The sequence below is a fragment of the Idiomarina sp. OT37-5b genome (genome assembly GCF_002968395.1).
Classification (GTDB): Bacteria; Pseudomonadota; Gammaproteobacteria; order Enterobacterales; family Alteromonadaceae; genus Idiomarina; species Idiomarina aquatica.
The window spans coordinates 2,606,192-2,632,989 of the sequence record NZ_CP027188.1 but is presented as its reverse complement, the minus strand read 5'-3'; the positions used below and the strand labels follow the sequence as shown (position 1 = coordinate 2,632,989).

Genomic DNA, 26,798 nt, shown 5'->3' with positions numbered 1-26,798 from the left:
CGTTACTGAGTCCTCATTACTATCCTGCTGCCACTGCGTTCACGGATGACATCAATACGGTCTTGCAGGCGATCTTTTAATTCTCGCACATGCGAGATAATTCCAATAGTCCGACCACTGGCACGTAATTCTGCCAGGGTATTAATGGCCATATCGAGCGCCTCATCATCGAGGCTACCAAAGCCTTCATCAACAAACAAAGTATCTAACCTGATGCCACCGGCATAACTCTGTACGACATCTGAAAGACCCAAAGCAAGTGCTAATGCGGCCATAAAGCCCTCGCCACCAGACAGCGTTTTTGTACTGCGTTGCTGGCCGGTATAGGCATCTTCGACCAATAGGGTTAAGCCGCCGGCTGAACGGGCATCGGCAACGGTCTGTTCGCGTAATAGCTGATAGCGGCCATGAGTCATCTGCTGCAGGCGCTCGGAAGCTACGTTTAATACATCATCAAGCAAGACGCTCAGCACGAAGCGGTGAAGGCTAAGCCGTTGTGTGTTTTGTCCGCTGGCGACATCAGCCAAAGTTCCTTGCACAGCATAGCGCTTATGTAATTGTTCTGCTTGCTTTTTACTGTTATTAACACGTTTTAAAACGTTTTCCAGCTGGATGCACTGATCGCGGAGAGCAAGCCAATCTTGTTCGGATCGTTGTCGCTCGGATTCAGCGGCTTGTTGTTGCTGCTGTAACGCATCAATATCGGGCGCTTGCTTACCATCCAGCGCTTGTTGCAGTTCAAATAACAAACTGTCGACGCGAGTAACTTGCTGTTTAAACTCAGCGATCTGTTGTTCGAGTTGCTGGTACTCGCCGCTGCTCAGGCGGGCACTTTCATAGTCATTGTTACTGGCAAAACCCAGCTCTTGCAACTGTTTCTGGAACTTTTGTTCAACGTGTTGGTGTTGCTGCTGCACATTTTTGGCTTGTTGGCCGGTGCTATCGAGCTGAGAAGCGACGGCGGAGAGCTGCTCGAGCAGTTGTTCGCGCTGTTCGGTGGCGCGGCGCTGACGGCTTAAGTTTTGTTGTAACTGATGCTCCAAAGCGCTCATTGATTGTTGTAACTGTTCTGCCGAACGCAGATCTTCCGGAATCTCTTGGCGCAACATGCGCAAACGTTCATCGGCCGTCTGCTTTTGCAACTGCTGCTGATGAATACGTTCGGCTAATGTCCGCTGTTTCGTACCCAGCTGTTCTAATCGCTGTTGGCCCTCCGAAATTTGTTGATTCAGTCTTACCAACTGCCGGCGCTGCTGTTGATAATGACTCGTTTTGGCGGCCAGTTGCTGGCGCAGCTGGTCCAGTTGTTGTGGCGCTTTAGGCTCACCATTTTCATGCAACTGCTGTTGCACCAGATCCAACCGGTTTTGGCTGTGACTCAACTGCTGTTCCAGTTGCTGTTGCTTTTGTTGTTCCTGTTGAAACGTTTTACGTGCAGCGATGACTTGCTGGTGTTCTACTAATTCCTCATCCTGATTGTGCGCCGGGCTGGGGTGTTCGGTGGCACCACACACCGGGCACGGCTTACCGGACTCAAGTGTTCGAGCCAGTGTCAGAGCTTGTTGATCGTACCATCGGTTTTCCAGATGCTGGCTCTGTTGCTCCGCGGCGTGGGTGGTTGCGCGTTGAGCCAGCAGTTGTTGCTGCAGTTGTTGTTGCTGTTGGCGCAGTTGCTGTTGCTGGCGTTCGAGTTCTTCATGCCGCTGGCGTTGCTGCTGCCACAGTGTTAGCTGATGCTGTTCGGCTTCCAATGATGTTTGTTGATCCAGTGCAGTACGAAGCTCATCCAATTGCTGTTGAGCATGGATGTTGTTTTCGCGCTGTTGCTGAAGTTCGCCATCGATTTCAGTCAATTGCCGTTGATCTTGCGTTAACTTGGCCGCCAATTGCTGTTGCTCTGTGGCCATCTGCTGCAACGATTCGAGTTTGGGTAACCATTGCCGTTGTTGTTCAAGCTGGCGGCGCAGTGTTTGGTTATCATCGTCGAGCTGAAGTGCCCGCTGATAGGCCTGTTCCACCTGTTGTTTACTCTCACTGAGCTGTTGTTGCTGTGTTTGCAACTGCTCGGTACGACTGCGCAGCTCTTGCGATTGCTGCTGTAACAATGCCAAATGTTGGCTGTCGGCTGCCAACTGTTGTGCTTTTTTGGCACGTTCAAGGCGCTGCTGTTGGGTGTTTATTTGCGGTTCTCTGTTGCGCAATTGATCGCGCTCGCTCAGCAACTGTTGTTGTTGTGCAAACTGCTTTTGCACGTGTTGAGCCTGCAACAATTGCGAGCGCAGTTGCTGCACCGCTTTTGCCTGCGACGTCTTCTGTTGCTCTAGTTGGCTTAGCTGCGGGCGCAATTGTTGTAATCGCTCGGTCAGCTCCTGTTCGCTGGTGACTTTTGCATCATCCAGCAGGGCTTGTAAGTTTTGTTCGTGCTGACGCATCTGCTGGCGCAGTTCACGAGCAGACTCTTTTAACTGTTCTTCAATCAATAAGTAGCGATGTGTTTGGAACAGCTGTGCAAAAATGTCTTCGCGTTGGCCGGCATCGGCCGTTAAGAGTTCACGAAATTTGCCCTGGGGTAACACCACCACCTGTCGGAATTGGTCAGCCTTTAAGCCAATAAGTTGCTCAACGTGCTGAGTAACGTCATTAACTTTGCGGCTTGCCAGCAGTTTTTGTTGATCCGTATTGAGATCGAAAGTCGGCTCCGTACCCGCAGTGATTTGCCAGAGTGTGGCTGTCGCTCGGTCTTCCTTTAAGCCCTCACCGCGAAGTTTTGGTCGCCATTGAGTTGGTAAACGCTGGACACGGTAGATGTTTGTGCCTATCGCAAAAATAAAATCCACTTCGGTTGCTACATCAACGGCCGCGTGGTGACAGCGCATTTGTTCGCCTTGTCGTTCTGCGCCAGTGGTCTTTCCGAATAACGCATAACTGATGGCATCCAAAATGGTCGTTTTACCGGCTCCCGTTGCGCCATTGATCAGAAAAAGAGGATGTTCTCCGAGTGCTCTGAAATCGATAACTTCACGTTCGGCGAACGGCCCAAACGCCTGCATGGCGAGCAATATAGGCTTCATGATTGGCGCTCCTGGTCGGCGATTTGGGCAAGCACCGCTTCAAGTTGTTGGCGTTGTTCATCATTAAGTTGTTGATGATGAACTTGACTGAAAAAGTCCTCAAATATGTCGAGTTCACTGCGTTTTAGCTGTTCACCGGCAGCTGCCAGTTGCTCTCCCTGACGGACTTGAAAGCGCTCTTTCTTCAATTCCATAACGTTTGGATAGTGCTCCCTGACTCGCGCCATTGGGTTAAGCAATGCCTCATCGTCGGTGAGGATGACCTGTACATAATCGTTACTGCGCGCGTCCTCTTTAGCCTTGGACAGAATTTCCTCTAACGTGCCTTTTAATACGCGTAAATCATTGCGTGGCTGAATCGGTAATAACTGAATCGAGCAGTTGCCGTCGGCATCCATATCCACCAGGGTGAGAGACTTCTTCTGATGTTGTTCAGAAAAGCTGTACTTGAGCAGTGAGCCGCTGTAACGAATGTTCTCGCGGCCTTTGTACTGTGGTTGGTGCAAATGCCCCAAGGCCGTGTAATCGAAGTCGCTAAACAACTGCCAGTCAACCCGGTCGGCACCGCCCATTGAGAGTGGCCTTTCCGAATCGGATTCGTTGGCACCGTCCAAATAGCAATGACTGACCAGCACGGAACGACGGTCATTTGTCTTTTTTAAGGCATTCACTAAGGTTTCATGGGCGTGGTTGTAATCGCGCTGTGGCTCGCCGGTGAAATCGGCTACTTGAGCCGGGTCATGAAACGGAACCGCCCAAAAGTCGACAGGCCCATGCTCATCGTCGAGTACGATCGGTTGTGTCATTTGCTCCAGTGTTGTGACCAGATACATACCGGACGTTGCCAATTGGCGCGAAGCAAAGCCAAGTCGCTCGGCACCGTCGTGATTACCGGATATGGCAATGATTGGTACACCCAATTGGCTCAAACAGGTATCGACAAAGTCATCGAACAACGAGATTGCGGATGCCGGCGGAACCGAACGGTCATAGATATCTCCGGCAATAATTACCACGTCCGGTTGATAGGTTTTGATATAGTCGAGCACTTGTTCTATGGCGCAGCGCTGTTCGTCAACAAGCGATATTTGATGAAATAGCCGCCCTAAGTGCCAGTCTGAGGTATGCAGAATTCTCATGCGATCGTTTTTGCTACAGAGTGATGTGACTACTATACATCATAAAAAAAGCCGCCCGAAGGCGGCCTTTAGTCGATACGAATTATTTTTGTGTTTCCGTATCCTGTAAGTCTGCGTCATGTTTTTCCATCTCCCACGGCAACACGCCGGGGCTGTGGTGACGGAAGTGCAGATAATTTTCAAACTGATTGATGACGTCGTTGATGATGTCGGCTTTTTCCCAGCCATACAAATCATAAGACTGTCCACCCTGACGCAGGAACACTTCAGCTCGATAATAAACCTCACGGTTTTTATCGTTAGTGAGTGCAAACTCCGGCAGCAGGTAGTCACGTAACCGGACTTCATAGGCAAAGTCGAGCTCTTTGTCGCGCTCTACGGTGAGCATAATACGGTTATGCTCTTTATCTTCCTGAAATTCGGCCGGCCAGTCCTGCTCTTTTAGCTCGTCGCGAACCTGCTTAAGTGACTCGGCAGCAGCTTTGTAGATAAAATCGAGTACCGGCTCTTTTTTAGGAAAGTCCACCAAGCCTGACAACCGTTTCTTCCAGTAGTCGGGGCCTTCATTCACGCCACGACGGTGGAACTGACGGTGACTCTTGAGACTGGTGTATTGGTGCCCTTCAATGATCAAGGCACGCCACATACCAACGGCAGCGATGAGGATGACTACCGCAAAGGGTAAGGCACTGGTAATGGCTGCGGTTTGTAAAGCGCCAAGGCCTCCGGCCAGCAGTAGTACAGCGGCAACGATGCCTTCGGTCGACGCCCAGAACACACGCTGCCAAACGGGAGTTTCCATCATTCCGCCGGAGGACAAGGAATCGATCACCAACGAGCCTGAGTCAGAGGAGGTGACGAAGAACGTGATGATCAAAATAACCGTCGCAAAGCTGATGATGCTGGTCAGTGGCAGTTGTTCATAAAGCTTAAACAGCGCGATGGCCTGGTTATTTTGCACTTCGTTGATGAGGCTTGTGTAACCTTCATTCATGATCATATTCAGCGCGGTGTCACCGAATACGGCAAACCAGAAGAAGGTGAAAATCGACGGTACCAGCATGACACCGAAGACGTACTGGCGGATGGTGCGGCCACGGCTGATCTTAGCAATGAACAGCCCGACAAACGGCGCCCAGGCAATGGTCCAGCCAAAGATAAACAGCGTCCAGTTACCAATCCAGTCACTGCGTGTGTAGGCTTGTAAGTTAAAGGTACGCTCAACGATACCGCTTAAATAGGCGCCGGTATTTTGTAAAAAGGTCTCCAGAATATGCACGGTAGGGCCGGCAAAAAACACAAACAACAGTAAAAATAAAACCAGCGTCATGTTGATCAGCGATAACCGTTTGATGCCCTTATCCATACCGGCGACCACGGATGCGATAGCGGCCAGTGTAATGACCCCGATGGCGATGATCTGAACCGTGGAACCAATCGGGATATCTTCCCATAGATAATTCAGGCCGGTGTTAATCTGGATGACCGATAAGCCCAGCGTAGTGGCAATGCCAAACATCGTGCCGAGGATGGCAAAAGTATCTACTGCATGCCCGGCTGGGCCGTTAATCTTTTCGCCGATCAGCGGATATAAGGTGGAACGCATTGACAACGGCAAGCCGTGACGGAAGGAGAAATAAGCCAGCACCAGACCGACCAACCCGTAGATGGCCCAAATGTGGAAGCCCCAGTGAAAATAGGCGATTTGCATGGCCTGTTTGGCTGAGTTAACGGTTTCTGCGGCTCCTGCCGGTGGATCGGCATAATGTAACACGGGTTCTGCGACACCAAAGAACAGCAGTGCAATGCCGTAACCGGCCGAAAAAAGCATCGCAAACCACGACGTAAAACTGTATTCCGGTTCACAATGGTCGGGACCGAGTTTAATTCTCCCCCATTTGGAGATGCCGACCCCGACGATGAAAATAAGAAACAGCGCAACGGCAAGCATGTAGAACCAGCCGAAATGTTCGGTGATTCCGGCGAGCGTGCTTTCAAACAGTTTACCTGCTTGCTCCGGCGCACTCAGTGTCCCGACGACCAGCAGTGCGATAACAATAATCGCAGGCAGGAACACCGGGAATAATATGGCGTGATGCCATGGCTTTTTCTCGCTAGACATTTAACACTCCTGTTAATCGAGTAAGTTCCTAACTAACACTTATAACCTACTAACGAAAAGGCATAAAGGCTCACTTTTTATAATAATCCACTTTAAAGGCATAATTAGCTTGTCTATACTGGAGGGTGTATTTTGATGAACAAACTGTTTTATACAGGGAACAAGTATGGCCAGAACGCCACAATTTAACCGCGAAACAGCGCTGAACAATGCCATGAGTTTATTCTGGCGAAAGGGTTATCATGCAACCTCAATGAAAGACATCGAGCAGGCAATGGATATGCGGCCGGGCAGTATATACGCTGCTTTTGGCAGTAAAGAACGCTTGTTCGGTGAAGCGCTGGCCGTTTACGGTGAGAGCACTAAGGCCAGTTTTAGCGCCGCACTGAGTGAAGGTGATACTGAGTTAGCAGGCTTTGTTCAACTGCTGCAGAATATTGTTGAACCGAAAATACAGGGTAATACTCCCAGCAAAGCCTGCATGTTGATCAAAACCTTGCTTGAACTGAGTAACCATCAAACATTAAATAATGAACCGGTAAAAAACTACATGAACGAGCTGCAGCAGTTGTTCGAAGTGAAGTTTTGCCGGGCAATTGCCGCAGGAGAGCTGGCACCTCGCGCGGATGCCAAACGACTGGCGCGGCTTTACCAGTCTAATATCTTGGGCTTGAGTGTGATGTCTCAACGGGACTTACCGAACGACCAGCTGAAGCAACTGGCCGATGATATTTGTCAACAGATACTGCCGGCGTCGGCGGTGCTTAACGTTTGAACAGTGAGGCATAGTGACTGGGGTTAAAACGAAGCGTAAACACCAGAATAACCAGTCCGACGGCGATGTGCAGTTGCCAGCCCAAGCTGTAATCGCCGCTGACATCGCGGAACCAACCGGTCAGTAACGGCATCAAGCTGGCAAACATAAAGCCAATTCCCTGCATGAACGACACTAAACGTCCGGCCTGAACCGGGTTGTCCAGATGATCCAGTGCCATAACAATACAGAGCGGGAACGCACCACCCAGGCCAAAACCGCACAGTGCAGACCAAAGCCAGGGTGAATACTCGGGCCAAAAGCTAAGGCCAGCAAAGCCTACCATCTGGGTCAGTACCGCCACAATCAGCCAAGGGCGTCGATCCTGGCTGTGCGAGAGTGCCGGCAGAATGAGTGCCCCCGCCACCTGCACCAGTGAGAACAGCGCCAACAAATTGCCTGATTGCTGCGCCGGCCAGCCAAATTCACCGTAAAACGGCGCAATCCAGGCGATAAAACCGGCGTAACCTGCATTAACCAAAGCAAAGTAGGCGCCCAAAAACCAAGCTCTCGGATAACGAACCGCTTTCAGAAGCTGGTCTCTGGGTGGGATATTGGCAAGCGGCACGCGATTTTGCGGGGCCCACCAGATAATCAGTGTAAGAATCGCTAGCACGGCCCAGGCGGCGAGTGAATAAAATCGTTCCGGTAACTGTTCGGCAAACCAAGGCGTTAATACGGCGCCAAGCGCTGCGCCTCCCATTAACGCCGCGGACCACAAGCCGGTGACCATACCCAGCCGATGTAAATAGCGATGCTTGGTTAACTCCGGAATAATAATGTGCAGCAGCGCAATACCGAAGCCTCCGATCAACGCACTGAATAACAACAGCTCAATGGTTGGCGGGATAACGCGCAACAGCAGTCCTGCGGTTAGTATTACCAAACCGAGCGTAATGCCTCGTTTATAGCCAAGCGCCATGGTCAGGCGCCCGGCAAATAGCGCCAGTACACCAATCATTAAAATGGGCAAGGTGGTGAGCAGCGAGATGCTGCTGAATGATGCCCCTGTGGCTACAATCAATTCATCAGTCAGAGGACCGATGGAGGTGAGCAGTGGGCGTAAGTTGAGGCCGAGTAAAACCAGTAGCGCCAGTCCAAACATCAGGCTTTTTCGGGCAACCTGGGGTTGCGTAGTTGAATTTACAGACAACGTTATCGATTCCTTTAAACGGTCAAGTGTCGCCACTTTACTGCTTTTTTTAGCAAGAGTGAACGATTGTACTTTTACCATTCAGGCGTAAGCATGGTATTCTTTGATGCCATTAGCGGCAACTCAACTTCTTGCAGATGACGACAAGCATGGCAACGCAATCCGGAAATCTCTTTATTATCGCGGCTCCCAGCGGAGCCGGTAAGTCCAGTTTGATCAAAGCGCTGCTGGAGCGTCATGCAGACGGAACCATGCAGGTATCAGTTTCCTCAACAACCCGTCCGCCCAGACCGGGTGAAGAGGATGGTATCCATTATCACTTCATGAATGTCGCCGAGTTTGAACAGCGTATTGATGCTGGCGAATTTTATGAGTGGGCGCGTGTTTTCGATAACTATTACGGGACCTCAAGAAAGGTCGTTGAAGAAGCGTTACAGCAAGGCATCGACGTGTTTCTCGATATCGACTGGCAAGGCGCACAGCAGGTACGTGAACATCACCCGGAAACCCGTTCGGTGTTTATTGTGCCGCCCAGTCTGGAGGTTTTGGAGAGCCGACTGCGTCACCGTGGCCAGGACAGTGACGAGGTGATTGCCAAGCGAATGGCAAAAGCGCAGGCCGAAATGTCCCATTACCATGAATTTGACTACCTGCTGGTGAATGATGACTTTAATGATACACTGGCCCAGCTTGAACATATTGTACTGGCGCAGCGCAGCAGAATGTCGCTGCAACAAGTGCGACACGCAGAAACTCTGAAGGAATTGCTTGGCTAATGGGCCGAGTTTCCGTATAATTCTTAGCCTTTCGAAAAATATCACTCAGGCTTTATGGGGAGTAAACCATGGCTCGCGTAACCGTTGAAGATGCCGTAGACCGCGTTGGCAATCGTTTTGATTTGATTTTATTAGCGGCCCGTCGTGCGCGCCAGTTGGCAGTGCAAGGGAAACAACCTTTGGTTGAAGTAAAGAATGAAAAGCCAACGGTCATTGCTCTACGTGAGATTGAGCAGGGTTTGATTGATAATGATCGCCTTGACGCAGAAGACCGTCAGGCGGCTCAACAAGCAGACGCAGAAGAGATGCAGGCAGTGAACGCATTGCGTGGCGTCGAATAACAACAGCTTTTGCTGAAGCTACAGAGCCAACGGTACTTGTGCCGTTGGCTTTTTTGTTGGATTGCTCGTATTCTGATCATTAACGGACTTTTCTGAAAGTGCGATACGTTTATCCTGTTGCGGAGAGAGTCGGTGTATCTATTTGAAGGCTTAAAAACGCAAATCAGTGACTACTTGTCTGCCGAGCAGGTAGAACAAGTGCAGCAAGCATTTGTGGTTGCGAACGATGCGCACAGCACGCAAAAGCGCAGTAGCGGTGAACCCTACATTACCCACCCGGTGGCCGTTGCCAGTTTGCTTGCTGACATGCGTCTGGATCAGGAAACCATCATGGCAGCGTTGCTGCATGATGTGATCGAAGACACAGAAACTCGGCGTGAAGACCTGGCAGAACTGTTCGGTGCGACTGTTGCCAACTTGGTTGAAGGTGTTTCGAAGCTCGATAAGCTGCAGTTTGACTCCAAAGAAGAAGCGCAGGCGGAAAATTACCGCAAAATGATCATGGCGATGACACAGGATATTCGTGTCATTCTGATCAAGCTCGCCGACCGTACCCACAACATGCGCACAATTCAACATTTGCGCCCTGACAAACGCCGCCGTATTGCCCGTGAAACCTTGGAAATTTATGCGCCGCTGGCGCACCGGCTAGGTATCCATGACATTAAAAATGAACTGGAGCAACTTGGCTTCTGGGCTTTATACCCTTGGCGTGCCCGGCTGCTGGAATCGGAAGTCAAGAAAGCCCGCGGCAACCGTCGGGAATTCATGGAGCGAGTTCACAGTGAAATTGCGTCGCGTTTAGAAGGCAATCAGATACAAGCGCGGGTGCTGGGCCGGGAAAAACATCTGCACAGTATTTATCGTAAGATGCAGAGCAAAGAATTGCGCTTTAATCAGGTCATGGATATCTATGCGTTTCGAGTGATCGTTGATAGCGTTGACACCTGTTACCGTGTTCTGGGTGCGTTGCACAATCTGTATAAACCGATTGAAACACGGTTTAAGGACTACATCGCGATCCCCAAATCGAACGGTTATCAATCCTTGCATACGTCGCTTAAGGGGCCGCACGGGGTGCCGGTGGAGATTCAAATTCGCACCGAAGAAATGGATTTGATGGCCGATCGCGGCGTCGCCGCACATTGGCTGTATAAAAATACGGACGATGCCGGTACCACGGCTCAGGTGCGAGCGCGCAAGTGGATGCAAAGCTTGCTCGAACTGCAGCAAAGTGCAGGCAGTTCCTTTGAATTTATCGAAAACGTTAAGTCGGATCTGTTTCCGGACGAGATTTACGTGTTTACTCCCGATGGCCGCATTATTGAGCTGCCGCAGGGCGCAACGGCGGTTGATTTTGCCTATGCCGTGCACACGGATGTCGGCAATACCTGTGTTGGCGCGCGGGTAAACCACCGCACCTATTCGCTGAGTAAACCCTTAGAAACAGGCCAGACCGTCGAAATTAAAACGGCGGTTGGGTCGCGGCCTAATATTGCCTGGCTGAATTTCGTCGTGACCGGAAAAGCGCGAGCCAAGATTCGCCAGTATCTAAAGGGACAGGAAGCCTCCGAGGCTCAGCAATTGGGTGAACGATTGTTGCGCTCAGCGTTGGGGCCAATCAGTTATGAAGACATTCCAGCCTCGGAGTTTGAACGCGTGGTACAGGAAACGCGGGTTGAGAACAAAGAAGAGCTGTTAAAGCAGATCGGCCTCGGCAATATGATGTCCGTTGCCATTGCCAAACGCTTATTGGGCGAGCTGCAGGCACTTAAAGATGATGCGCCGTCGCAGCGAAGTCTGTCGATAAAAGGTGCGGAAGGGCTCCTGGTTAGCTTTGCGAAGTGCTGTCGTCCGATTCCGGGCGACGATATTATTGCCCATGTGAGTCCTGGCAAAGGGTTGGTCATTCATCGTCGCGAGTGTAAAAACGTGCGCGGTTATGAAGATGAACCCGGACGTTATTTCCCGGTCGAATGGGATAACAAGCCAGAAGCAGAGTTTATTTCGGAAATTCGCATTGAAATCGTCAACCATCAGGGAGCATTGGCTAAGTTGACGTCTGCCATTGCAACCACTGGATGTAACATTGATGGTCTGAAAACCGAAGAAATTGATGCGAATATTTATTTCATTGATGTGGCACTGACGATTCGTAACCGCAAACACCTTGCGGACGTGATTCGTCATATTCGTAAGATGCCTGATGTTCAGCGCGTGACGCGCTTAAGGAAGTAATCATGTCAAAAGTTATTATCTCAACCGATAAAGCGCCAGCGGCGATTGGCACTTATTCACAAGCAGTAAAAATTGGTACCACGGTGTATTTGTCGGGGCAGATTCCGTTGGTTCCGGAAACCATGGAGCTGGTCAGTGAAGACTTTACCCAACAGGCCGAGCAAGTTTTTAAAAACCTGACCGCCGTTTGTGAAGCGGCCGGTGGTGAGCTACAGGATATGGTCAAAGTACAGATTTATCTGACGGATTTATCCGAGTTCGCCATTGTTAACGAGGTCATGGCAAAATACTTTAAAACGCCTTACCCGGCTCGCGCCGCTATTGGTGTTAAGCAGTTGCCTAAAGGCGCTCAAATAGAAATCGACGGTATTTTGGAGCTACCCAGCACCAACTAAACGTCGGCACTGAGTAACATCCCGGAGGCGGCTTAAACAGCCGCCTCTTTGCTTTGCGGTTCGCGATCTTCCAGAGGTCGCCGCCAGAGAATCATCAGTAAGGCGACACTGCCGAGAATAAAGCAGTAGCCGGTATGTAAGCTGACCGACAGTGGCGATATACCAAAGCTTGCCCCCATTAACAGTGCCTGGGCGCCGTAAGGCAATGCGCCCTGAACGGTACAGGCGAAGATATCCAACAAGCTAGCGCTTTGCCGCGGCGCCAAGTTGCCCTGTTTGGCCAGGCGCTTACTGACTTCGCCGGCCAGAAGAATACTGACCGTGTTATTGGCGACGCAAAGGTTCGTCAGCGAGGTCAGTCCGGCAATCCCAAATGCTGATGAACGTTGTTTGTGTTTACTGACGCGGCTCGATACGGCTTCAACCACGCGGGCAAGGAAGGCAAGCCCACCTTGCTGGCGGATTAAGCCGGACAGGCCGCCGATCAGCAGTGACAGCAGAAAGATTTCTTGCATGCTGGTAAAGCCGTCGTAGATATCCTGACTGAACTTAACCCATTGGTAGTCTACCGTGACCATGCCGAAGGCCGCTGCCAGCACAATACCCAGCCCTAATACGGCAAAGACGTTCAGCCCCATCACCGCCAGCACGATGATGACAAAGTACGGCAGACACAACCACAGGTTGGCTTCCGGGATTTTGATCGGAACATTACTGGTGTCGTAACTGACCAACCAAAGCACGGTGATGATGGCTGCCGGAATCGCAATCTTAAGGTTGGCGCGGAACTTATCCCGCATACTACAGCCCTGTGTGCGAGTGGCGGCAATGGTGGTGTCCGAGATAATCGACAGGTTGTCACCAAACATGGCACCACTGACCAATACGCCTGCCAATAACGGCAGACTGATATCGGTTGCTTCACCGATGCCCAGCACCACAGGTGCTAACGCCGCGAGCGTGCCCATTGAGGTGCCCATGGCGGTAGAAATGACGCCGGCGATCAAGAATAAGCCGGGAATCAGAAAAGAAGCCGGAATTACATTCAGTCCGAGTGCTACCATCGCATCGACGCCGCCCGTTGCTTCCGCCACGGTCGAGAAGGCACCGGCTAACAGATAAATCATACACATGGTGACGATGTTGCTGTCACCGACACCGGCCACGAAGGTGGCAATGCGTTCTTCAAATGCCTGCTTGCTCAGCAAAATGCCCAACGCAATAGCCGGCAAAATCGCCACAGGGCTGGGTAATTGGTAAAACGCGTACTCGACACCCTCAGACTGAAAGTAAATGCCGGTTCCTAAAAAGAGCGCCAAAAACAACGCCAGCGGCAGTAGTGCCTTAGCACTTGGCGGCTGGACGGCGGCCGATGAATTCATACCACTTCCTTTTATAATTTATTTTAGACGTCCAGAAGTTTATACAGCTAATCGTTCTGGTGCAACCCTGATCAATTTCCGTGTAAACTACCTATAACATGATTTTACGTTTGGGGAAGCCATGAGTCCGGAGAATTTGAATCTTCAACTGCGCAATTTGCGGCTGGAAGATTACGCACAACTTAAAGCATTAATGGATGCTGTTTACACCGATATAGGCGGAGCCTGGAGCCAGTTTACGATTGAAAAACTGATCAAGGATTTTGCTGAGGGGCAGTTTTGTCTGGAGGATAACGGCCAGATCGTCGGTGTCGCTTTGACCGTAAAAGTTGCCTATAACAAGTTCTCCAACCCGCACACGTACGATGATTTAATTGGCCATCGTGAAGCCATCCTTAACGATAAGAAAGGCGATGCGCTTTACGGTTTGGACGTGCTGATCCATCCCGATTACCGCGGTTATCGGTTGGGGCGGCGGTTGTATGATGCGCGTAAAGAATTGTGCCGGCAGGCGAACCTGCGCGCCATTTTGGCCGGTGGTCGCATTGTTAATTACCATAAATACTCACAGGAACTGACACCAAGCCAGTATCTGGATAAGGTTCAGCGCCGTGAAATTTACGATCCGATCCTGACCTTTCAGCTGGCCAATGACTTCAGTGTGAAGCGCTTGTTGGGCAAATACTTGCCAGAAGATGAAAAGTCGCGTGGCTTTGCCACGCTGCTGGAGTGGAACAACTTCCTCTACGATCCGTCCACCAGCATTCTGACCACGCGTATTCAGAATGTGCGGGTGGGCGCGGTACAGTGGCAGATGCGTTCGGTTGAGTCGGTTGATGAACTACTCCAGCAGGTCGAATACTTTGTCGATGCGCTGTCGAGCTATCAAAGTGACTTTGCGGTATTGCCGGAGTTCTTCAACGCGCCGTTGATGGGATTAACCGATCAGAGCCAGCAGATGAACGCGATTCGCTTTCTAGCCGGTTACACCGAGCGGTTTAAGCGTGAAATGTCACAAATGGCGGTCAGTTATAACGTCAATATCATTACCGGTTCAATGCCATTGCAGGACGGCGACAGCATTTATAACGTGTCGTATTTGTGCCGCCGTGATGGCTCCGTCGAAGAACAGCGCAAAGTTCACATCACCCCGCATGAGAAACGCGACTGGGTTATCGAAGGCGGTCATGAGGTGAATGTCTTCGATACCGACGCTGGTCGGGTCGGCATTTTGATTTGCTATGATGTTGAGTTTCCGGAGCTTGGCCGGATCATGGCAGATGAAGGGCTTGAGATTTTATTTGTACCGTTCTGGACCGATACCCGTAACGCTTACCTGCGAGTGCGTCACTGTGCGCAGGCACGAGCCATTGAAAACGAGTGTTATGTGGTTATCTGCGGCAGTGTTGGTAACTTGCCGGAAGTTGAAAGTCTGGACGTACAATACGCTCAATCCGCGGTGTTCTCACCGTCCGACTTCGCCTTTCCACATGATGCGGTGATGTCAGAAACAACGCCGAATACGGAGATGTTGATGTTTTCTGACTTAAACTTGGATGAACTTCGTTACTTGCATCACGAAGGGTCGGTGACGAATAAGAAGGACCGCCGTACAGATATCTACGAAGTGTCAAAAAAGTTTCGTGGTTAATGGCCAGTAATAAGGAATAAAACAGCATGAGTCCAGAGCGGTTTGCGCGCATTAATCAACTGCTAGATCTGCGTCAGCCGGATTTAACGGTGGTGATGGAAAATGTGCACAAAAACCATAACTTATCAGCGGTGGTGCGCACCGCTGATGCGGTCGGCGTGCATCAGATGCATGCGGTATGGGAATCGCCAAAACGAAAACTGTCGGCGGGAACGGCGCTGGGCAGTCAGAACTGGGTTGGGGTCTCGCATTACAATGAGCTCGCTGATGCGATCAGTGCGGTGCGGTCGCAACGGATGCAGGTGGTCGTTACGCATTTGTCGGACAGCGCGGTGGACTTTCGTGACATCGACTATACCCAACCTACAGCCATTTTACTGGGCCAGGAAAAATACGGTGTCAGCGACGAAGCATTGGCGTGCGCTGATCATCATGTGATGATTCCGATGGTGGGTATGGCACAATCGTTGAACGTATCTGTTGCCGCTGCTGTGATGCTGTATGAAGCGCAGCGCCAGCGCAAGGCGGCAGGTCGTTATCAGGGTAACCAATTAGATGCCGCCGAACGCCACCGGGTATTGTTTGAAGGCGGCCATCCGATTTATGCCAAGGCTTGCAAACGCAAAGGGCTAAGCTATCCAGAGCTTGATGAACAAGGACAAATCGTCGCCGATGAACAATGGTGGCAGGCCATGAGGGCGGCGAAGTAAATGCCGGGTTCGGGTGCCGCTCTTGCCAAAATACCGCTGACAACCTTAAAGGGAGTTGGCGATAAAGTGGCGAAGAAACTGGCCAAGCTGGGTCTGGTTACCGTTCAGGATGCCATTTTCCATTTGCCGTTACGCTATGAAGATCGTACCCGGATTGCCAACATCGCCATGGTTCGTCCCGGACAGTCAGCCAATTTGATCGTCGAGGTGCAGAACGCGGATATAAAGTATGGCCGCAAACGGATGCTGCTGGTGCGCACCAAAGATGACAGCGGCACGCTGACATTGCGTTTTTTTCAGTTCAGTGCCGCTCAGTTAAAGCAATTCAGTGCCGGTACCCGGCTATTGGTGTTTGGTGAGATCCGCCACGGGATGGCAGGTGCTGAACTGATTCACCCGGAATATGAACAACTCAAGCCGGGTCAGCATGTCGAGCTGGAACCCACCTACACGCCGGTTTATCCGACCACCGAAGGGGTTTACCCAACCACCTTGCGTAAAATTATTGAACAGGCCCTTGGCTATTTATCCGAACAGAGCGTCGAGGAGCTGTTGCCGGAATCATTACGGCCGCACCAACTGTCGTTGGTGGAGGCCCTGCAGACGCTTCATCATCCGCCGGTCGAGAGTTCACTGCAGGCGCTGGAACTAGGACAGCATCCTGCTCAGCAGCGGTTGGCGATGGAAGAGCTGGTGGCTCATCAGCTGAGTTTGTTGCAACTGCGTCAGCAACGGCAAAGTGAAGGCGGTATTGCCATTGCTGAGGGCAGCAAATTGCAAGATGAGTTCCTGGCGACCTTACCGTTCGAGCCGACGGCGGCGCAGCAACGCGTGGTGAGCGAGATTCACGCGGATATGGCGCAACCTGTGCCGATGATGAGGTTGGTACAGGGAGATGTGGGCTCGGGTAAAACGTTAGTCGCAGCGCTGGCGGCATTACGGGCGATTGAGGCGGGTTATCAGGTGGCGCTGATGGCACCGACCGAACTGTTGTCCGAACAGCATGCTTTATCGTTTTCACAATGGCTGCAGCCGCTTGGCATCGAGGTTGGTTGGCTCAGCGGGCGCACCAAAGGGAAAGCCAGACGAGAGCTCCTCGAGCGGGTTGCCTCGGGTCAAGTGGCGATGCTGGTCGGCACCCATGCGTTGTTTCAGAGCGATGTGGATTACCACAACCTGGCGTTGGTTATTATTGACGAACAGCATCGTTTTGGGGTGCATCAACGTTTACAATTGCGCGAAAAAGGGGTCAAGGCGGGCTTTCAGCCACATCAGTTGATCATGACCGCGACACCGATCCCGCGAACGCTGGCGATGACGGCCTATGCTGACCTTAAAACCTCGGTGATTGATGAATTGCCACCGGGACGAACGCCGGTTACCACCGTCGCTATTCCGGATACTCGCCGCGATCAGGTGATTGAGCGGGTGCGACAAGTGTGTCGAACCGAGCGCCGGCAGGCGTACTGGGTGTGTACGCTGATTGAAGAGTCGGAAGTACTGGAGTGTCAGGCAGCGGAAGACACCGCCAATGAATTGCAGGCGGCGCTGGCGGATTTGAAGGTTGGTCTTGTGCATGGACGGCTCAAAGCGGATCAGAAAGAAGCCGTAATGCAGGCGTTTAAAGCCGGTGAGCTTGATTTACTGGTGGCAACCACGGTCATCGAAGTGGGTGTTGATGTGCCGAATGCCTCGCTCATGATCATAGAAAACCCAGAACGGCTTGGGCTGGCGCAGTTGCACCAGTTGCGAGGGCGTGTTGGCCGTGGGTCAACCGCCAGCCATTGTGTTTTACTTTATAAAAGTCCACTGTCGAAAACCGCTGCGGAACGATTAGGCGTATTAAGAGACAGCAACGATGGCTTTGTCATTGCTCAGCGTGATTTAGAAATCCGAGGGCCGGGCGAGTTATTAGGGCACCGTCAAACCGGTTTGACGCAGATGAAAGTGGCGGATATCGAACGTGATGCTGACTTAATTCCATCCGCACAAACACTGGCAGAGCGTCTGCTAAATGACTATCCGGCAACGGCAGCTGCGTTGATCGAACGCTGGTTACCACGGCGAGATCATTATGCGCAAGTTTAACGACAACACACTGTCGCACTGACGCTTAGCATCAAGTACACTAGAGAAAATTCAGTTCAAGGTGTCTGTATGAACGATAAAAAGCAAGATTCCATCGATTTTGGTTACCAACAAGTTGCCCGGGAACAGAAAAAGGGACTGGTTGCCAACGTATTCAACTCCGTTGCAGCCAAATACGACGTGATGAACGACGTTATGTCGTTCGGTATCCATCGTCTGTGGAAGCGTTATACCATTGACTGCAGTGGTGTGAGAAGCGGCATGAAAGTGCTGGATATTGCCGGCGGTACCGGTGATTTAACGGCACAGTTCTCACGCCGTGTTGGTCCCACCGGTGAAGTGGTCTTGGCAGACATTAACGACGCGATGCTGAAAGTTGGACGCGATAAACTGCGTGATAAAGGCTATGTCGGCAATATTCGTTATGTCCAGGCGGATGCCGAACAGTTACCCTTTGACGACAACACCTTCGATATTATTACCATCGCTTTTGGGTTGCGAAACGTGACCGATAAAGACGCCGCATTACGCTCAATGTTCCGGGTACTCAAGCCGGGTGGTCGACTGTTGGTGCTGGAGTTTTCTAAACCGGTTGCACCGGGGTTGAACCAAATGTATGACTTTTACTCATTCAATGTGTTGCCGAAGATGGGACAGTTGATCGCGAATGACGCTGACAGTTATCAATATCTTGCGGAGTCGATTCGTATGCACCCGGATCAGGACACCCTTAAAGGGATGATGCAGCAGGCGGGCTATGACAATGTTGATTATCAAAACTTGACCGGCGGCATCGTAGCGTTGCACAGAGGTTATAAGTTTTGATGAAAAGTCTGTCGCTGATACCCTGGATGTTGCTGGAAAAGCTGATTAACGAGCTCTTGGCGCGCGATCCTGGTTCGCTACAACGGCGCCAAAAACTGGTTGGTAAAAGTCTGCGCTTTGACATCAAAGAGTTACCGTTTGAACTCACCGTCAGTATTGACGAGTACGGTCTGCGGTTAACCACCGTGAGTGAAGGCGAAACCGACTGTTGGCTGCAAACCGAACTGGGCGTATTGCCCGAGCTCAGCGACAGCTCCAACCTTACGCGGTTGATTAAAGCGGGTAAATTGGATATTGAAGGCGACCCGATGTTGGCTCAGCAGTTGGTGGCGCTGATAAAAGAGCTGGATATCGACTGGGAAGCCGAGCTGGAAGCTAAAATTGGTGCTGTGCCAGCTCATTGGCTAAGCCAGATCTGGCGCAAAAGTCGGCAGCAAGTCGCAGATTCCCTGCAGCAGAGTCAACGGTGGGCAACCGGGGTATTGATTGATGAGAAAAAGATACTTCCGGCGCGAATTGAGTTTGAGCAGCATAAACAGCAATTGCAGCAATTGCGCGCCAAAATTGAACGACTAGAGCGTCAGTTAAGAGAGGACAGTTAATGCGTAGCCGGCGCCTGTATGCCATCACCAAAACCCTGTTAAGTTACGGTCTGGATGACTTGATCCCGGCGAAATGGTTGCCATGGTCTTTACGGCTAGGCCGTCACGCCCTGTTTTGGCTGCCAAACCGGCATAAAGATAAGAGTCCTGGTGTGCGCCTGCGGCTAGCGCTGGAATCGCTCGGGCCGGTATGGGTCAAATTTGGTCAAATGCTGTCTACCCGGCGCGACTTATTGCCGCCGGATATCGCCTTGGAGCTGGCTTATTTACAGGATCGGGTGGCGCCTTTTGATGGTCAGGCGGCGCAAGCCATAATCGAAAAATCGCTGGGGCTAAAGCACATCAGCGACTTGTTCGAAGATTTTAATACACAGCCATTGGCATCCGCCTCAATCGCACAAGTTCATACCGGTAAGTTACGTGTTGCCGACGGCGACGTGAAAGACATTGTCGTCAAAGTCATTCGGCCGGATATCCGTCGCACCATTGATGCCGACCTCGAGTTAATGGAAACCTTAGCGTCGGTGATGGCTCGCCACTTACCGGACGGGCGACGGTTGAAACCAAAGGAAGTAGTGCGCGAGTATCGCAAGACGTTGCTGGATGAGTTGGATTTATTGCGTGAAGCCGCTAACGCCATCCAGTTAAAACGTAACTTCGAAGACTCAAAGCTGCTGTATATCCCGACGGTTTATAGTGATTACAGCCGTAATAACGTTATGGTGATGGAACGTATTGACGGCATTCCCGTCAGCGACGTAGAGGTATTAAAAGCTCGCGGCGTGGACATGAAAAAATTGGCCGAACGTGGTGTCGAAGTGTTTTTCACACAAGTTTTTCGGGACAGCTTTTTCCATGCGGATATGCATCCGGGTAACATTTTTGTCGCCAAAGATGACCCCTTGAACCCACGTTATATCGGTATTGATTTTGGCATTGTGGGGACGTTGAACCGGGAAGATAAGCGTTATCTGGCGGAAAATTTTCTGGCGTTCTTCAATCGTGACTATCGAAAAGTTGCGGAACTCCACGTGGACTCCGGTTGGGTGCCGCGGCACACCAACATTGAAGAGTTTGAGTCTGCGATCCGTACGGTCTGTGAACCAATTTTTGAGAAGCCGTTGGCAGAAATCTCTTTCGGTCATGTGCTGGTGAACTTATTTAACACCGCACGCCGATTCGAAATGGAAGTTCAACCGCAGTTGGTGTTGTTGCAAAAAACCCTGCTTTATATCGAAGGCTTGGGTCGTCAGCTCTATCCGGAGCTTGATTTGTGGAAAACCGCAAAACCGTTCCTGGAGCGTTGGATGAACGAGCAACTGGGCTGGCGAGCGGTAGTTCGTTCCGTTAAGGAAAATGCGCCTTATTGGGCTGAGAAATTACCGGAATTACCGAACTTACTCTATGAGAGCCTGCATGCTCAGCAACACGTTCAGCGACAACTCGAGTTACAGCATCAACGTCAGCTACTGCAACAACGTCAGGCGTCGACCAGTTCGTTTTGGTCACTGTTGACAGCCAGTGGTGTTATCAGCACAACCTGGTTGGCGACGGCGAATATTGCGCCAGGCTGGCCGATCACTTCTGCTGTGATTACTGTTATACTCGGCGCACAAGCGTGGCGGTCGCGACCCCACGTCATAAATCGTTAACGTGGAAAGGTGACTTATGGGCATCAGTATTTGGCAACTGCTAATTCTTCTAGCTATCGTAGTATTGTTATTTGGTACCAAACGTTTGCGCAATATCGGTAGCGATATCGGCAGTGCGGTAAAAGGGTTTAAAAAGTCGGTTAGCGAAGACGATGACAGCAAACCCGCTTCTGAAGATGAGAAACTGACTCAAAACGATAAGAACGCGACGACCAAGGAACGGGCAGACGCTGATAACGAACAGTCGCGGAAGTAACGATGTTTGATATCGGCTTTTGGGAGCTGTTGCTTATTGCGATAGTCGGGCTACTGGTGCTCGGCCCGGAACGCTTACCGTCGGCGCTACGAAGCCTGCAGCGGACGCTGGGGAGTATTCGAAGCTACGGTCAGCGCATGCAAAATGAACTGGACCATGAGCTGCGTATTAAGGAGTTGCATGAACACCTTAAGAAAGCAGAAGCTCAGGATTTCAGTGACTTGAGTCCAGAATTACAACGTTCAATTGTTGAACTGCAAAATGCCGCGGCTGAAGTGCAACGGCCCTACCGGAAGCAAACAGAATCGAAAGACAATGACGAGGAGCAGAAATGAGCGACTCGCCGTTGCTTGATCATCTATTGGAATTGCGTAACCGTTTGTTGCGCGCCCTTGTCGCCATTATCCTGGTTTTTGCCGCATTAGCGTATTTTGCCAATGATCTGTATCGGTTGTTGGCGGAACCGCTGATCAAGCATCTGCCGGAAGGCACACAAATGATCGCCACGGATGTGGCTGCGCCATTTTTTACCCCGTTTAAGCTGACGTTTGTCGTGGCAGTGGCATTGGCTATCCCATTTTTGCTGTGGCAACTTTGGGCTTTTATCGCGCCGGGCCTTTATAAATCCGAAAAACGCCTGGTGGTTCCTTTGCTGGCCAGCAGTACACTGCTGTTTTATGCCGGAATTGCCTTTGCCTACTTTGTCGTATTGCCATTGGCGATGGGCTTCTTCACTAGCGTAGCACCGGCAGACGTCGCTATCGCAACGGATATTTCACGCTATTTAGATTTTGTATTGGCAATATTTGTTGCCTTTGGTATTGCCTTTGAAACACCAGTCGCTATTGTATTACTGATATGGAGTGGCGCCAGTACGCCTGAGTCACTCAGTAAAAAGCGTCCATACATTATTGTTGGCGCCTTCACGGTCGGGATGTTATTAACGCCGCCGGACGTAATTTCGCAGACATTATTAGCGATACCAATGTGGTTGTTGTTTGAGCTGGGCCTGGTCATTGGCCGATGGTATCGTCCCAAAAGGAAACGAGACTAAACACTGCTCATGTGGTTTGATGCCGGAGTCAATTTAACCAACGCACGTCTGTCAAAGGATGTGGATGGCGTTATCGCCCGAGCACAGGAAGCGGGTGTGCGCCGGCAGTTGATCATTGCGACCAATGAACAAGAGGCAGAGCGGGCAATAGCATTATGCGAACGCTACCCTCGACAACTTTACGCAACCGTTGGCGTTCATCCTCATGACGCTGCCGGCGTCAGCAGCGACTACATCGATAAGCTGGAGGCGCTGGCAAAGCACCCGGCGGTGGTCGCCATTGGTGAATGCGGACTGGACTTTAATCGCAACTTTTCTTCCGAGGACGATCAAAAGCGGGTCTTTTCAGAGCAGATCCAACTGGCTAACCGGCTTGGTTTACCCTTGTATTTACACGAACGAGAGGCGTTATCCACACAGTTGGAGCTGCTGACACGCTATTGTGCTGATCACACGCCCTGCTTGTCCCATTGCTTTACCGGCGGGCCTGACGATGCAAAAGCTTACCTTGAGCGCGGGCATTGGTTTGGACTGACCGGCTGGTTGTGTGATGAGCGCCGCAATCAAGCACTGCTGGAAGCGTTACCGATACTGCCGCGGAATCGTATTGTGCTGGAGACCGATGCACCTTTCTTATTACCCAGAACGGTAAGACCGCGGCCGAAAATGAATGAACCGGCGTTACTACCCTATATCGGTAATGAGCTGGCGGTACACTGGCAATGTTCGGTCGCCGCGCTGGCCGAACAGACAACCACGAACGCACTGCGTTTGTTCGAACTCGAGCAGGAACGCTCATGAAACGCTGGGTCTACCTGTTGACGTCAGCGATTCTGCTCACGCTACTGGTGGGTTGGTACACGGCGAATGCCAATACCGACTTATCGAACAGCGAAGAACCTATTGAACTGTGGTACTTAAAGTCTGAAACACCATTAAGCCTCTCCGATGTCTATGAAAACGACAACGTTCAATGGCAGCGGCTGGACAGCGCCCGGGCATCATTTGGCTACACTCGGGATGAGTACTGGTTGCGGTTATTTATTGATGCAAAAGACTACGACCGCGTCTTACATGTGGGCTATCCATTAATTGATGAGCTCGATATTTATTGGGTTCAACCGGAAACCATTAAAACTTATGAAATGGGCGACCGTCAGCCTTATTACGAACGACCCATTTTGACGTCAGAGTTTTCGGTGCCTTTGCCGGCTGGTGAATCCGGCACTCTTTACATGAGCGCGCGTACCGAGAGTTCAATGCGGCTCCCGGTTTCAATCCGCAGTGAGCAGCGCTTTTTTGACGCGCAAATGCAAAAGCGTTTGGCCGAAGGCATTTATTTTGGCGTGTTGTTGTGTATGGCGGTATACAACCTGTTTGGATTTGTCGCCTCCCGCGAACCTGAGTTTGGTCTGTATTCGTTGTATACGCTGTTTTTCGGGGGGCTGATGCTGTCGCTGGACGGTCTCGGTTTTCGATATTTGTGGCCCGATTCGTTATTTCTGCAAGACAAAGGGATACCGATTTTTGGTAGCCTGACGTTTTTAACCGCGGCATTGTTCGCTTATCAGTTGCTGCGTTTAAAGGAATATCGCACCACCCTGGCCCGCGGGCTGTTTGTTATGGCTGGATTGTCGGTACTGACGTTTTTGGTTGCCATATTCGCAAGTTACCGGGTAAGTATTCACGTGCTCCTGGTGATGGCCGCACCGGGTTGTTTGTTCTTATTGATCGTCGGTGCTTATTTGTGGCGCAAAGGTTTGGTTTATGCGCGCATGTTTACCATCGCCTGGGGAACCTTATTGTTGTCGGTGATGGCGAATTCGCTCGGCTATCTGGGTGTCATAGACAGTATGTTCATTCAGCGCCATGCCATCATGTTGGGGTCTGGCATCGAGATACTGTTGTTGTCGTGGGTACTGGCCGTGCGTTATAACGAGCAACGACGAGAGAAGTTGGAAGCTCAAGAGCGCTATAATGAAGAGTTGGAAGGCCGCGTAGAAGAGCGCACCTTCGAATTACAAATTGCGTTACGCGAGTTGCAGGACGTCAACACCGAACTCGAGAAGCGCAACTTCGAAGATTCATTGACCGGGCTGTACAACCGTCGCTACTTTACCCAGCAACTGGAAAAAGAGTATCGACGTGCGTTCCGAAATCAACGACCGCTTAGCTTATTGATGGTCGATATTGATCATTTCAAAAAAGTGAATGACACTCACGGTCACTTTATCGGTGACCAGATCCTGCAGGGGCTGGCAAGCGTGCTGAAGCAGAGTGCCAAGCGCCCGGGAGACATTGTCTGTCGTTACGGTGGTGAAGAGTTTGCTATCATTTTGGCAGATAGCCTGCAGGAGCAAGCGGAAGCCTTTGCTGAAAGCTTGGTCAAGCGTGTTCGCAAGACTCGCTTTGCGACCGATTCCGGGGCCAGAAACATTACCATCAGCGTCGGTGTTGCAGAACTCGACAGCGCGGCGGGGCAATCGACAGAACGTTTATTTAAAGCCGCGGATGAGGCATTGTACCGAGCGAAGCGCGAGGGACGTGATCAAGTCGTTACGGTTTAGCCTACCGAACTTACGTTGTAACTATTAGGAGTGATCGAATATGACCGAACTGGGTAAATTCCCAATGACTCGTATGCGCCGCAATCGCGCGACGGACTTTCGCAGACGTTTAGTGGCAGAAACTTCGGTCAGCGTGAATGATCTTATTTATCCGATGTTCGTGGTTGAAGGCGAACAACAACGCCAACAGGTAGCATCAATGCCGGGTGTCGAACGCCTTAGCATCGATTTACTGGTAGCGTCATGCCGCGAACTGGTTGAGCTGGGTGTGCCAATGGTGGCGTTGTTTCCGGTGACGCCAGAGTCAGCAAAGTCATTAATGGCAGAAGCCGCATATGATGATGAGGGCCTGGCACAAAGAGCGGTCAGAGCGATCAAAGCCGCCTGTCCGGAGCTGGGCGTAATGACCGATGTTGCACTGGATCCCTTCACCACACATGGACAGGACGGCATTATTGATGATCAGGGTTACGTGCTTAACGACATCACGACCGACGTGCTGGTTAAGCAGGCGTTATCGCACGCACGTGCCGGTGCCGATGTGGTTGCACCGTCGGATATGATGGATGGTCGTATCGGCGCGATCCGCAAGGCGCTGGAACACAACGGCTTTGTTAATGTGGCGATCATGGCTTACTCGGCCAAGTATGCCAGTGCGTTCTACGGCCCGTTCCGCGACGCGGTAGGTTCGGCTGGCAATTTAAAAGGCGCGGACAAAAAAACCTACCAAATGGATCCGGCAAATCGGCTGGAAGCCATTCGTGAAGTCGGGTTAGATATTCAGGAAGGCGCTGACATGGTTATGGTGAAGCCCGGTATGCCTTATCTGGATGTGGTGCGTGAAGTCAAACAACAGTTTGGCGTACCCACCTTTGCTTATCAGGTGAGTGGAGAGTACGCGATGTTAAACGCAGCCATCGAAAACGGTTGGCTGGGCAGCGACGTGATTGAAGAAAGTTTACTGGCGTTTAAACGTGCCGGGGCCGACGGTATTCTTACTTATTTTGCGAAAGATATCGCCCGTAAGTGGCAGCGTTAAGCGGTTTCTGTTGCTACCATTTCCGCCAGGAGCCCTTCTCGCAGGGCTCCGTTGGTAACCCCAAAGACATCGATTCCCAGTTCGCTGAGAACTCCCATCAGAATGGCTATACCACCGCACAGAATCGCTTTGCGGTCGTCCCGTAAGCCGACAAAGTTTAACCGCTCAACCTGTTGTGTTTGTACGCAACGTTCGATCAGCTGTGCCAGCCAGTCGCGGGTTAAGTTGGTCTGCCCTTCTGCCATCGCGATTTCTGCAAGTGCACGGAAGGTACCAGATGCACCGAGTACATGATCCCAACCTGCGGCTTGATAAGCGCTGGTATAGCTACTGACTTGTTGGCGCGCCTGGTTTACGGCGTGTTCAAAACGCTGCCGAGTAATTTGGCCATCGGCAAAATGATGATTCTGGAACACAACGCAGCCCATATCAAAGCTGTTTAGTACGCGAGGCGACAATGGTCGTCCGGCAATCACTTCGGTGCTGGCGCCACCAATATCAATGACCAGGATGTTGCCTTTTTGCTCGGCAGCCGCACAGACCCCCGAGAAAATCAGCTCGGCTTCGCGCTCACCCGATATCACGCTAATCGGGTGCCCGAGGGCTTGCTCGAGTTGTGGCAGGATCTGGGTCTGGTTTTTTGCTTTACGAAGAGCAGCCGTAGCTACCGCACAGACAACATCGGGATTAAATCGGAGCAATTGGTCAGCAAAGCTGTGCAGGCACTCAACGCCGCGCTGGACGGAGTCATGATCAAGCTCAAACTGTTGGTTAAAACCGTCAGCCAGCCGCACCTTGTGCTTGTAACGGGCAACGATGCGAGGTTTAGGGTAAAAGCCTCGCATCGAAACCTCTGCCAGCAACAAATGAAAACTGTTGGAGCCCATGTCGATGGCAGCGAGGCGTTTATAACCGGGTTTCAT

Annotated in this window: 23 protein-coding genes; 17 read left to right on the top strand and 6 right to left on the bottom strand. The window is 51.3% G+C overall.

Features of this window, described 5'->3' with window-relative positions:
* Window positions 1-2 precede the first annotated feature (2 nt).
* The 3 genes from C5610_RS12380 to C5610_RS12370 form a co-directional block, all read right to left on the bottom strand.
* A complete protein-coding gene (locus C5610_RS12380; RefSeq protein WP_105307428.1) occupies window positions 3-3,071 on the bottom strand; it encodes an AAA family ATPase in 3,069 nt (1,022 codons plus the stop codon).
* Window positions 3,068-4,210, bottom strand: a complete 1,143-nt coding sequence (locus C5610_RS12375) for an exonuclease SbcCD subunit D (RefSeq protein ID WP_105307427.1) — start codon at window positions 4,208-4,210, stop codon at window positions 3,068-3,070. Before C5610_RS12375 ends, C5610_RS12380 begins: the two co-directional genes overlap by 4 nt.
* Before the next feature lie 82 nt (window positions 4,211-4,292).
* Window positions 4,293-6,332, bottom strand: coding sequence for a BCCT family transporter (locus tag C5610_RS12370; protein WP_105307426.1), 2,040 nt, complete (start codon window positions 6,330-6,332; stop codon window positions 4,293-4,295).
* A 166-nt stretch (window positions 6,333-6,498) separates the two neighbouring features.
* Here C5610_RS12370 and C5610_RS12365 point away from each other — a divergent pair, with 166 nt between their 5' ends.
* A complete protein-coding gene (locus C5610_RS12365; RefSeq protein WP_105307425.1) occupies window positions 6,499-7,107 on the top strand; it encodes a TetR/AcrR family transcriptional regulator in 609 nt (202 codons plus the stop codon).
* On the opposite strand, the gene C5610_RS12360 is transcribed toward C5610_RS12365, so the two are convergent.
* Window positions 7,097-8,299: a cyanate transporter gene (locus C5610_RS12360; protein ID WP_241970630.1), complete on the bottom strand. Its 1,203-nt coding sequence runs from the start codon at window positions 8,297-8,299 to the stop codon at window positions 7,097-7,099. The genes C5610_RS12365 and C5610_RS12360 overlap by 11 nt on opposite strands.
* Before the next feature lie 149 nt (window positions 8,300-8,448).
* On the opposite strand from C5610_RS12360, the gene gmk reads away from it, so the two are divergent.
* The 4 genes from gmk (at window position 8,449) to C5610_RS12340 (ending at window position 12,049) form a co-directional block, all read left to right on the top strand.
* Window positions 8,449-9,075 carry a guanylate kinase gene (gmk, locus tag C5610_RS12355; protein WP_105307424.1) on the top strand — a complete coding sequence of 209 codons (627 nt, stop codon included), beginning with the start codon at window positions 8,449-8,451 and terminating at the stop codon, window positions 9,073-9,075.
* A 68-nt stretch (window positions 9,076-9,143) separates the two neighbouring features.
* Window positions 9,144-9,416 (top strand): DNA-directed RNA polymerase subunit omega, encoded by a 273-nt coding sequence (rpoZ, locus tag C5610_RS12350; RefSeq protein ID WP_105307423.1) that lies wholly within the window; start codon window positions 9,144-9,146, stop codon window positions 9,414-9,416.
* Between the two features lie 132 nt (window positions 9,417-9,548).
* Window positions 9,549-11,654 carry a bifunctional GTP diphosphokinase/guanosine-3',5'-bis pyrophosphate 3'-pyrophosphohydrolase gene (spoT, locus tag C5610_RS12345; RefSeq protein WP_105307422.1) on the top strand — a complete coding sequence of 702 codons (2,106 nt, stop codon included), beginning with the start codon at window positions 9,549-9,551 and terminating at the stop codon, window positions 11,652-11,654.
* Window positions 11,655-11,656: 2 nt separating this feature from the next.
* Entirely contained in the window at window positions 11,657-12,049 is a 393-nt protein-coding gene (locus C5610_RS12340) for a RidA family protein (RefSeq protein WP_105307421.1), read from the top strand.
* Between the two features lie 32 nt (window positions 12,050-12,081).
* On the opposite strand, the gene C5610_RS12335 is transcribed toward C5610_RS12340, so the two are convergent.
* The gene (locus tag C5610_RS12335; RefSeq protein WP_105307420.1) at window positions 12,082-13,431 is read right to left on the bottom strand and encodes a Na+/H+ antiporter NhaC family protein; all 1,350 of its coding nucleotides are present in this window, start codon (window positions 13,429-13,431) and stop codon (window positions 12,082-12,084) included.
* A 121-nt stretch (window positions 13,432-13,552) separates the two neighbouring features.
* On the opposite strand from C5610_RS12335, the gene C5610_RS12330 reads away from it, so the two are divergent.
* From C5610_RS12330 to hemB, 12 genes are all read left to right on the top strand, one after another.
* Complete coding sequence (locus C5610_RS12330) at window positions 13,553-15,082, top strand: bifunctional GNAT family N-acetyltransferase/carbon-nitrogen hydrolase family protein (RefSeq protein ID WP_105307419.1); 1,530 nt, start codon at window positions 13,553-13,555, stop codon at window positions 15,080-15,082.
* A 26-nt stretch (window positions 15,083-15,108) separates the two neighbouring features.
* Window positions 15,109-15,792 (top strand): tRNA (guanosine(18)-2'-O)-methyltransferase TrmH, encoded by a 684-nt coding sequence (gene trmH / locus C5610_RS12325; RefSeq protein ID WP_105307418.1) that lies wholly within the window; start codon window positions 15,109-15,111, stop codon window positions 15,790-15,792.
* Window positions 15,793-17,880 (top strand): ATP-dependent DNA helicase RecG, encoded by a 2,088-nt coding sequence (gene recG, locus C5610_RS12320; RefSeq protein ID WP_105307417.1) that lies wholly within the window; start codon window positions 15,793-15,795, stop codon window positions 17,878-17,880.
* Window positions 17,881-17,949: 69 nt separating this feature from the next.
* Window positions 17,950-18,705: a bifunctional demethylmenaquinone methyltransferase/2-methoxy-6-polyprenyl-1,4-benzoquinol methylase UbiE gene (gene ubiE, locus C5610_RS12315; protein ID WP_105307416.1), complete on the top strand. Its 756-nt coding sequence runs from the start codon at window positions 17,950-17,952 to the stop codon at window positions 18,703-18,705.
* Window positions 18,705-19,307: an SCP2 domain-containing protein gene (locus C5610_RS12310; RefSeq protein ID WP_105307415.1), complete on the top strand. Its 603-nt coding sequence runs from the start codon at window positions 18,705-18,707 to the stop codon at window positions 19,305-19,307. The genes ubiE and C5610_RS12310 overlap by 1 nt, the downstream gene beginning before the upstream one ends.
* Window positions 19,307-20,959, top strand: a complete 1,653-nt coding sequence (ubiB, locus tag C5610_RS12305; protein WP_105307414.1) for a ubiquinone biosynthesis regulatory protein kinase UbiB — start codon at window positions 19,307-19,309, stop codon at window positions 20,957-20,959. The genes C5610_RS12310 and ubiB overlap by 1 nt, the downstream gene beginning before the upstream one ends.
* Before the next feature lie 16 nt (window positions 20,960-20,975).
* The gene (gene tatA / locus C5610_RS12300; RefSeq protein ID WP_105307413.1) at window positions 20,976-21,215 is read left to right on the top strand and encodes a Sec-independent protein translocase subunit TatA; all 240 of its coding nucleotides are present in this window, start codon (window positions 20,976-20,978) and stop codon (window positions 21,213-21,215) included.
* 2 nt (window positions 21,216-21,217) lie between these two features.
* Window positions 21,218-21,550, top strand: a complete 333-nt coding sequence (gene tatB / locus C5610_RS12295; protein ID WP_105307412.1) for a Sec-independent protein translocase protein TatB — start codon at window positions 21,218-21,220, stop codon at window positions 21,548-21,550.
* Window positions 21,547-22,269: a twin-arginine translocase subunit TatC gene (gene tatC, locus C5610_RS12290; RefSeq protein ID WP_105307411.1), complete on the top strand. Its 723-nt coding sequence runs from the start codon at window positions 21,547-21,549 to the stop codon at window positions 22,267-22,269. The genes tatB and tatC overlap by 4 nt, the downstream gene beginning before the upstream one ends.
* Before the next feature lie 9 nt (window positions 22,270-22,278).
* Window positions 22,279-23,070, top strand: coding sequence for a TatD family hydrolase (locus C5610_RS12285; RefSeq protein WP_105307410.1), 792 nt, complete (start codon window positions 22,279-22,281; stop codon window positions 23,068-23,070).
* On the top strand, window positions 23,067-24,836 hold the full coding sequence (locus tag C5610_RS12280; protein ID WP_105307409.1) for a diguanylate cyclase: 1,770 nt from the start codon (window positions 23,067-23,069) through the stop codon (window positions 24,834-24,836). The genes C5610_RS12285 and C5610_RS12280 overlap by 4 nt, the downstream gene beginning before the upstream one ends.
* A 40-nt stretch (window positions 24,837-24,876) precedes the next feature.
* Window positions 24,877-25,875 (top strand): porphobilinogen synthase, encoded by a 999-nt coding sequence (gene hemB / locus C5610_RS12275; protein WP_105307408.1) that lies wholly within the window; start codon window positions 24,877-24,879, stop codon window positions 25,873-25,875.
* Here hemB and C5610_RS12270 read toward each other — a convergent pair.
* Window positions 25,872-26,798, bottom strand: a complete 927-nt coding sequence (locus C5610_RS12270) for a Ppx/GppA phosphatase family protein (RefSeq protein WP_105307407.1) — start codon at window positions 26,796-26,798, stop codon at window positions 25,872-25,874. The genes hemB and C5610_RS12270 overlap by 4 nt on opposite strands.

Coding starts and splice junctions, on each gene's coding strand:
- C5610_RS12380 (WP_105307428.1), bottom strand. CDS start 3,071: ATGAAGCCTATATTGCTCGCCATGCAGGCGTTTGGGCCGTTCGCCGAA.
- C5610_RS12375 (WP_105307427.1), bottom strand. CDS start 4,210: ATGAGAATTCTGCATACCTCAGACTGGCACTTAGGGCGGCTATTTCAT.
- C5610_RS12370 (WP_105307426.1), bottom strand. CDS start 6,332: ATGTCTAGCGAGAAAAAGCCATGGCATCACGCCATATTATTCCCGGTG.
- C5610_RS12365 (WP_105307425.1), top strand. CDS start 6,499: ATGGCCAGAACGCCACAATTTAACCGCGAAACAGCGCTGAACAATGCC.
- gmk (WP_105307424.1), top strand. CDS start 8,449: ATGGCAACGCAATCCGGAAATCTCTTTATTATCGCGGCTCCCAGCGGA.
- rpoZ (WP_105307423.1), top strand. CDS start 9,144: ATGGCTCGCGTAACCGTTGAAGATGCCGTAGACCGCGTTGGCAATCGT.
- C5610_RS12340 (WP_105307421.1), top strand. CDS start 11,657: ATGTCAAAAGTTATTATCTCAACCGATAAAGCGCCAGCGGCGATTGGC.
- C5610_RS12335 (WP_105307420.1), bottom strand. CDS start 13,431: ATGAATTCATCGGCCGCCGTCCAGCCGCCAAGTGCTAAGGCACTACTG.
- C5610_RS12330 (WP_105307419.1), top strand. CDS start 13,553: ATGAGTCCGGAGAATTTGAATCTTCAACTGCGCAATTTGCGGCTGGAA.
- trmH (WP_105307418.1), top strand. CDS start 15,109: ATGAGTCCAGAGCGGTTTGCGCGCATTAATCAACTGCTAGATCTGCGT.
- recG (WP_105307417.1), top strand. CDS start 15,793: ATGCCGGGTTCGGGTGCCGCTCTTGCCAAAATACCGCTGACAACCTTA.
- ubiE (WP_105307416.1), top strand. CDS start 17,950: ATGAACGATAAAAAGCAAGATTCCATCGATTTTGGTTACCAACAAGTT.
- C5610_RS12310 (WP_105307415.1), top strand. CDS start 18,705: ATGAAAAGTCTGTCGCTGATACCCTGGATGTTGCTGGAAAAGCTGATT.
- ubiB (WP_105307414.1), top strand. CDS start 19,307: ATGCGTAGCCGGCGCCTGTATGCCATCACCAAAACCCTGTTAAGTTAC.
- tatA (WP_105307413.1), top strand. CDS start 20,976: ATGGGCATCAGTATTTGGCAACTGCTAATTCTTCTAGCTATCGTAGTA.
- tatB (WP_105307412.1), top strand. CDS start 21,218: ATGTTTGATATCGGCTTTTGGGAGCTGTTGCTTATTGCGATAGTCGGG.
- tatC (WP_105307411.1), top strand. CDS start 21,547: ATGAGCGACTCGCCGTTGCTTGATCATCTATTGGAATTGCGTAACCGT.
- C5610_RS12285 (WP_105307410.1), top strand. CDS start 22,279: ATGTGGTTTGATGCCGGAGTCAATTTAACCAACGCACGTCTGTCAAAG.
- C5610_RS12280 (WP_105307409.1), top strand. CDS start 23,067: ATGAAACGCTGGGTCTACCTGTTGACGTCAGCGATTCTGCTCACGCTA.
- hemB (WP_105307408.1), top strand. CDS start 24,877: ATGACCGAACTGGGTAAATTCCCAATGACTCGTATGCGCCGCAATCGC.
- C5610_RS12270 (WP_105307407.1), bottom strand. CDS start 26,798: ATGAAACCCGGTTATAAACGCCTCGCTGCCATCGACATGGGCTCCAAC.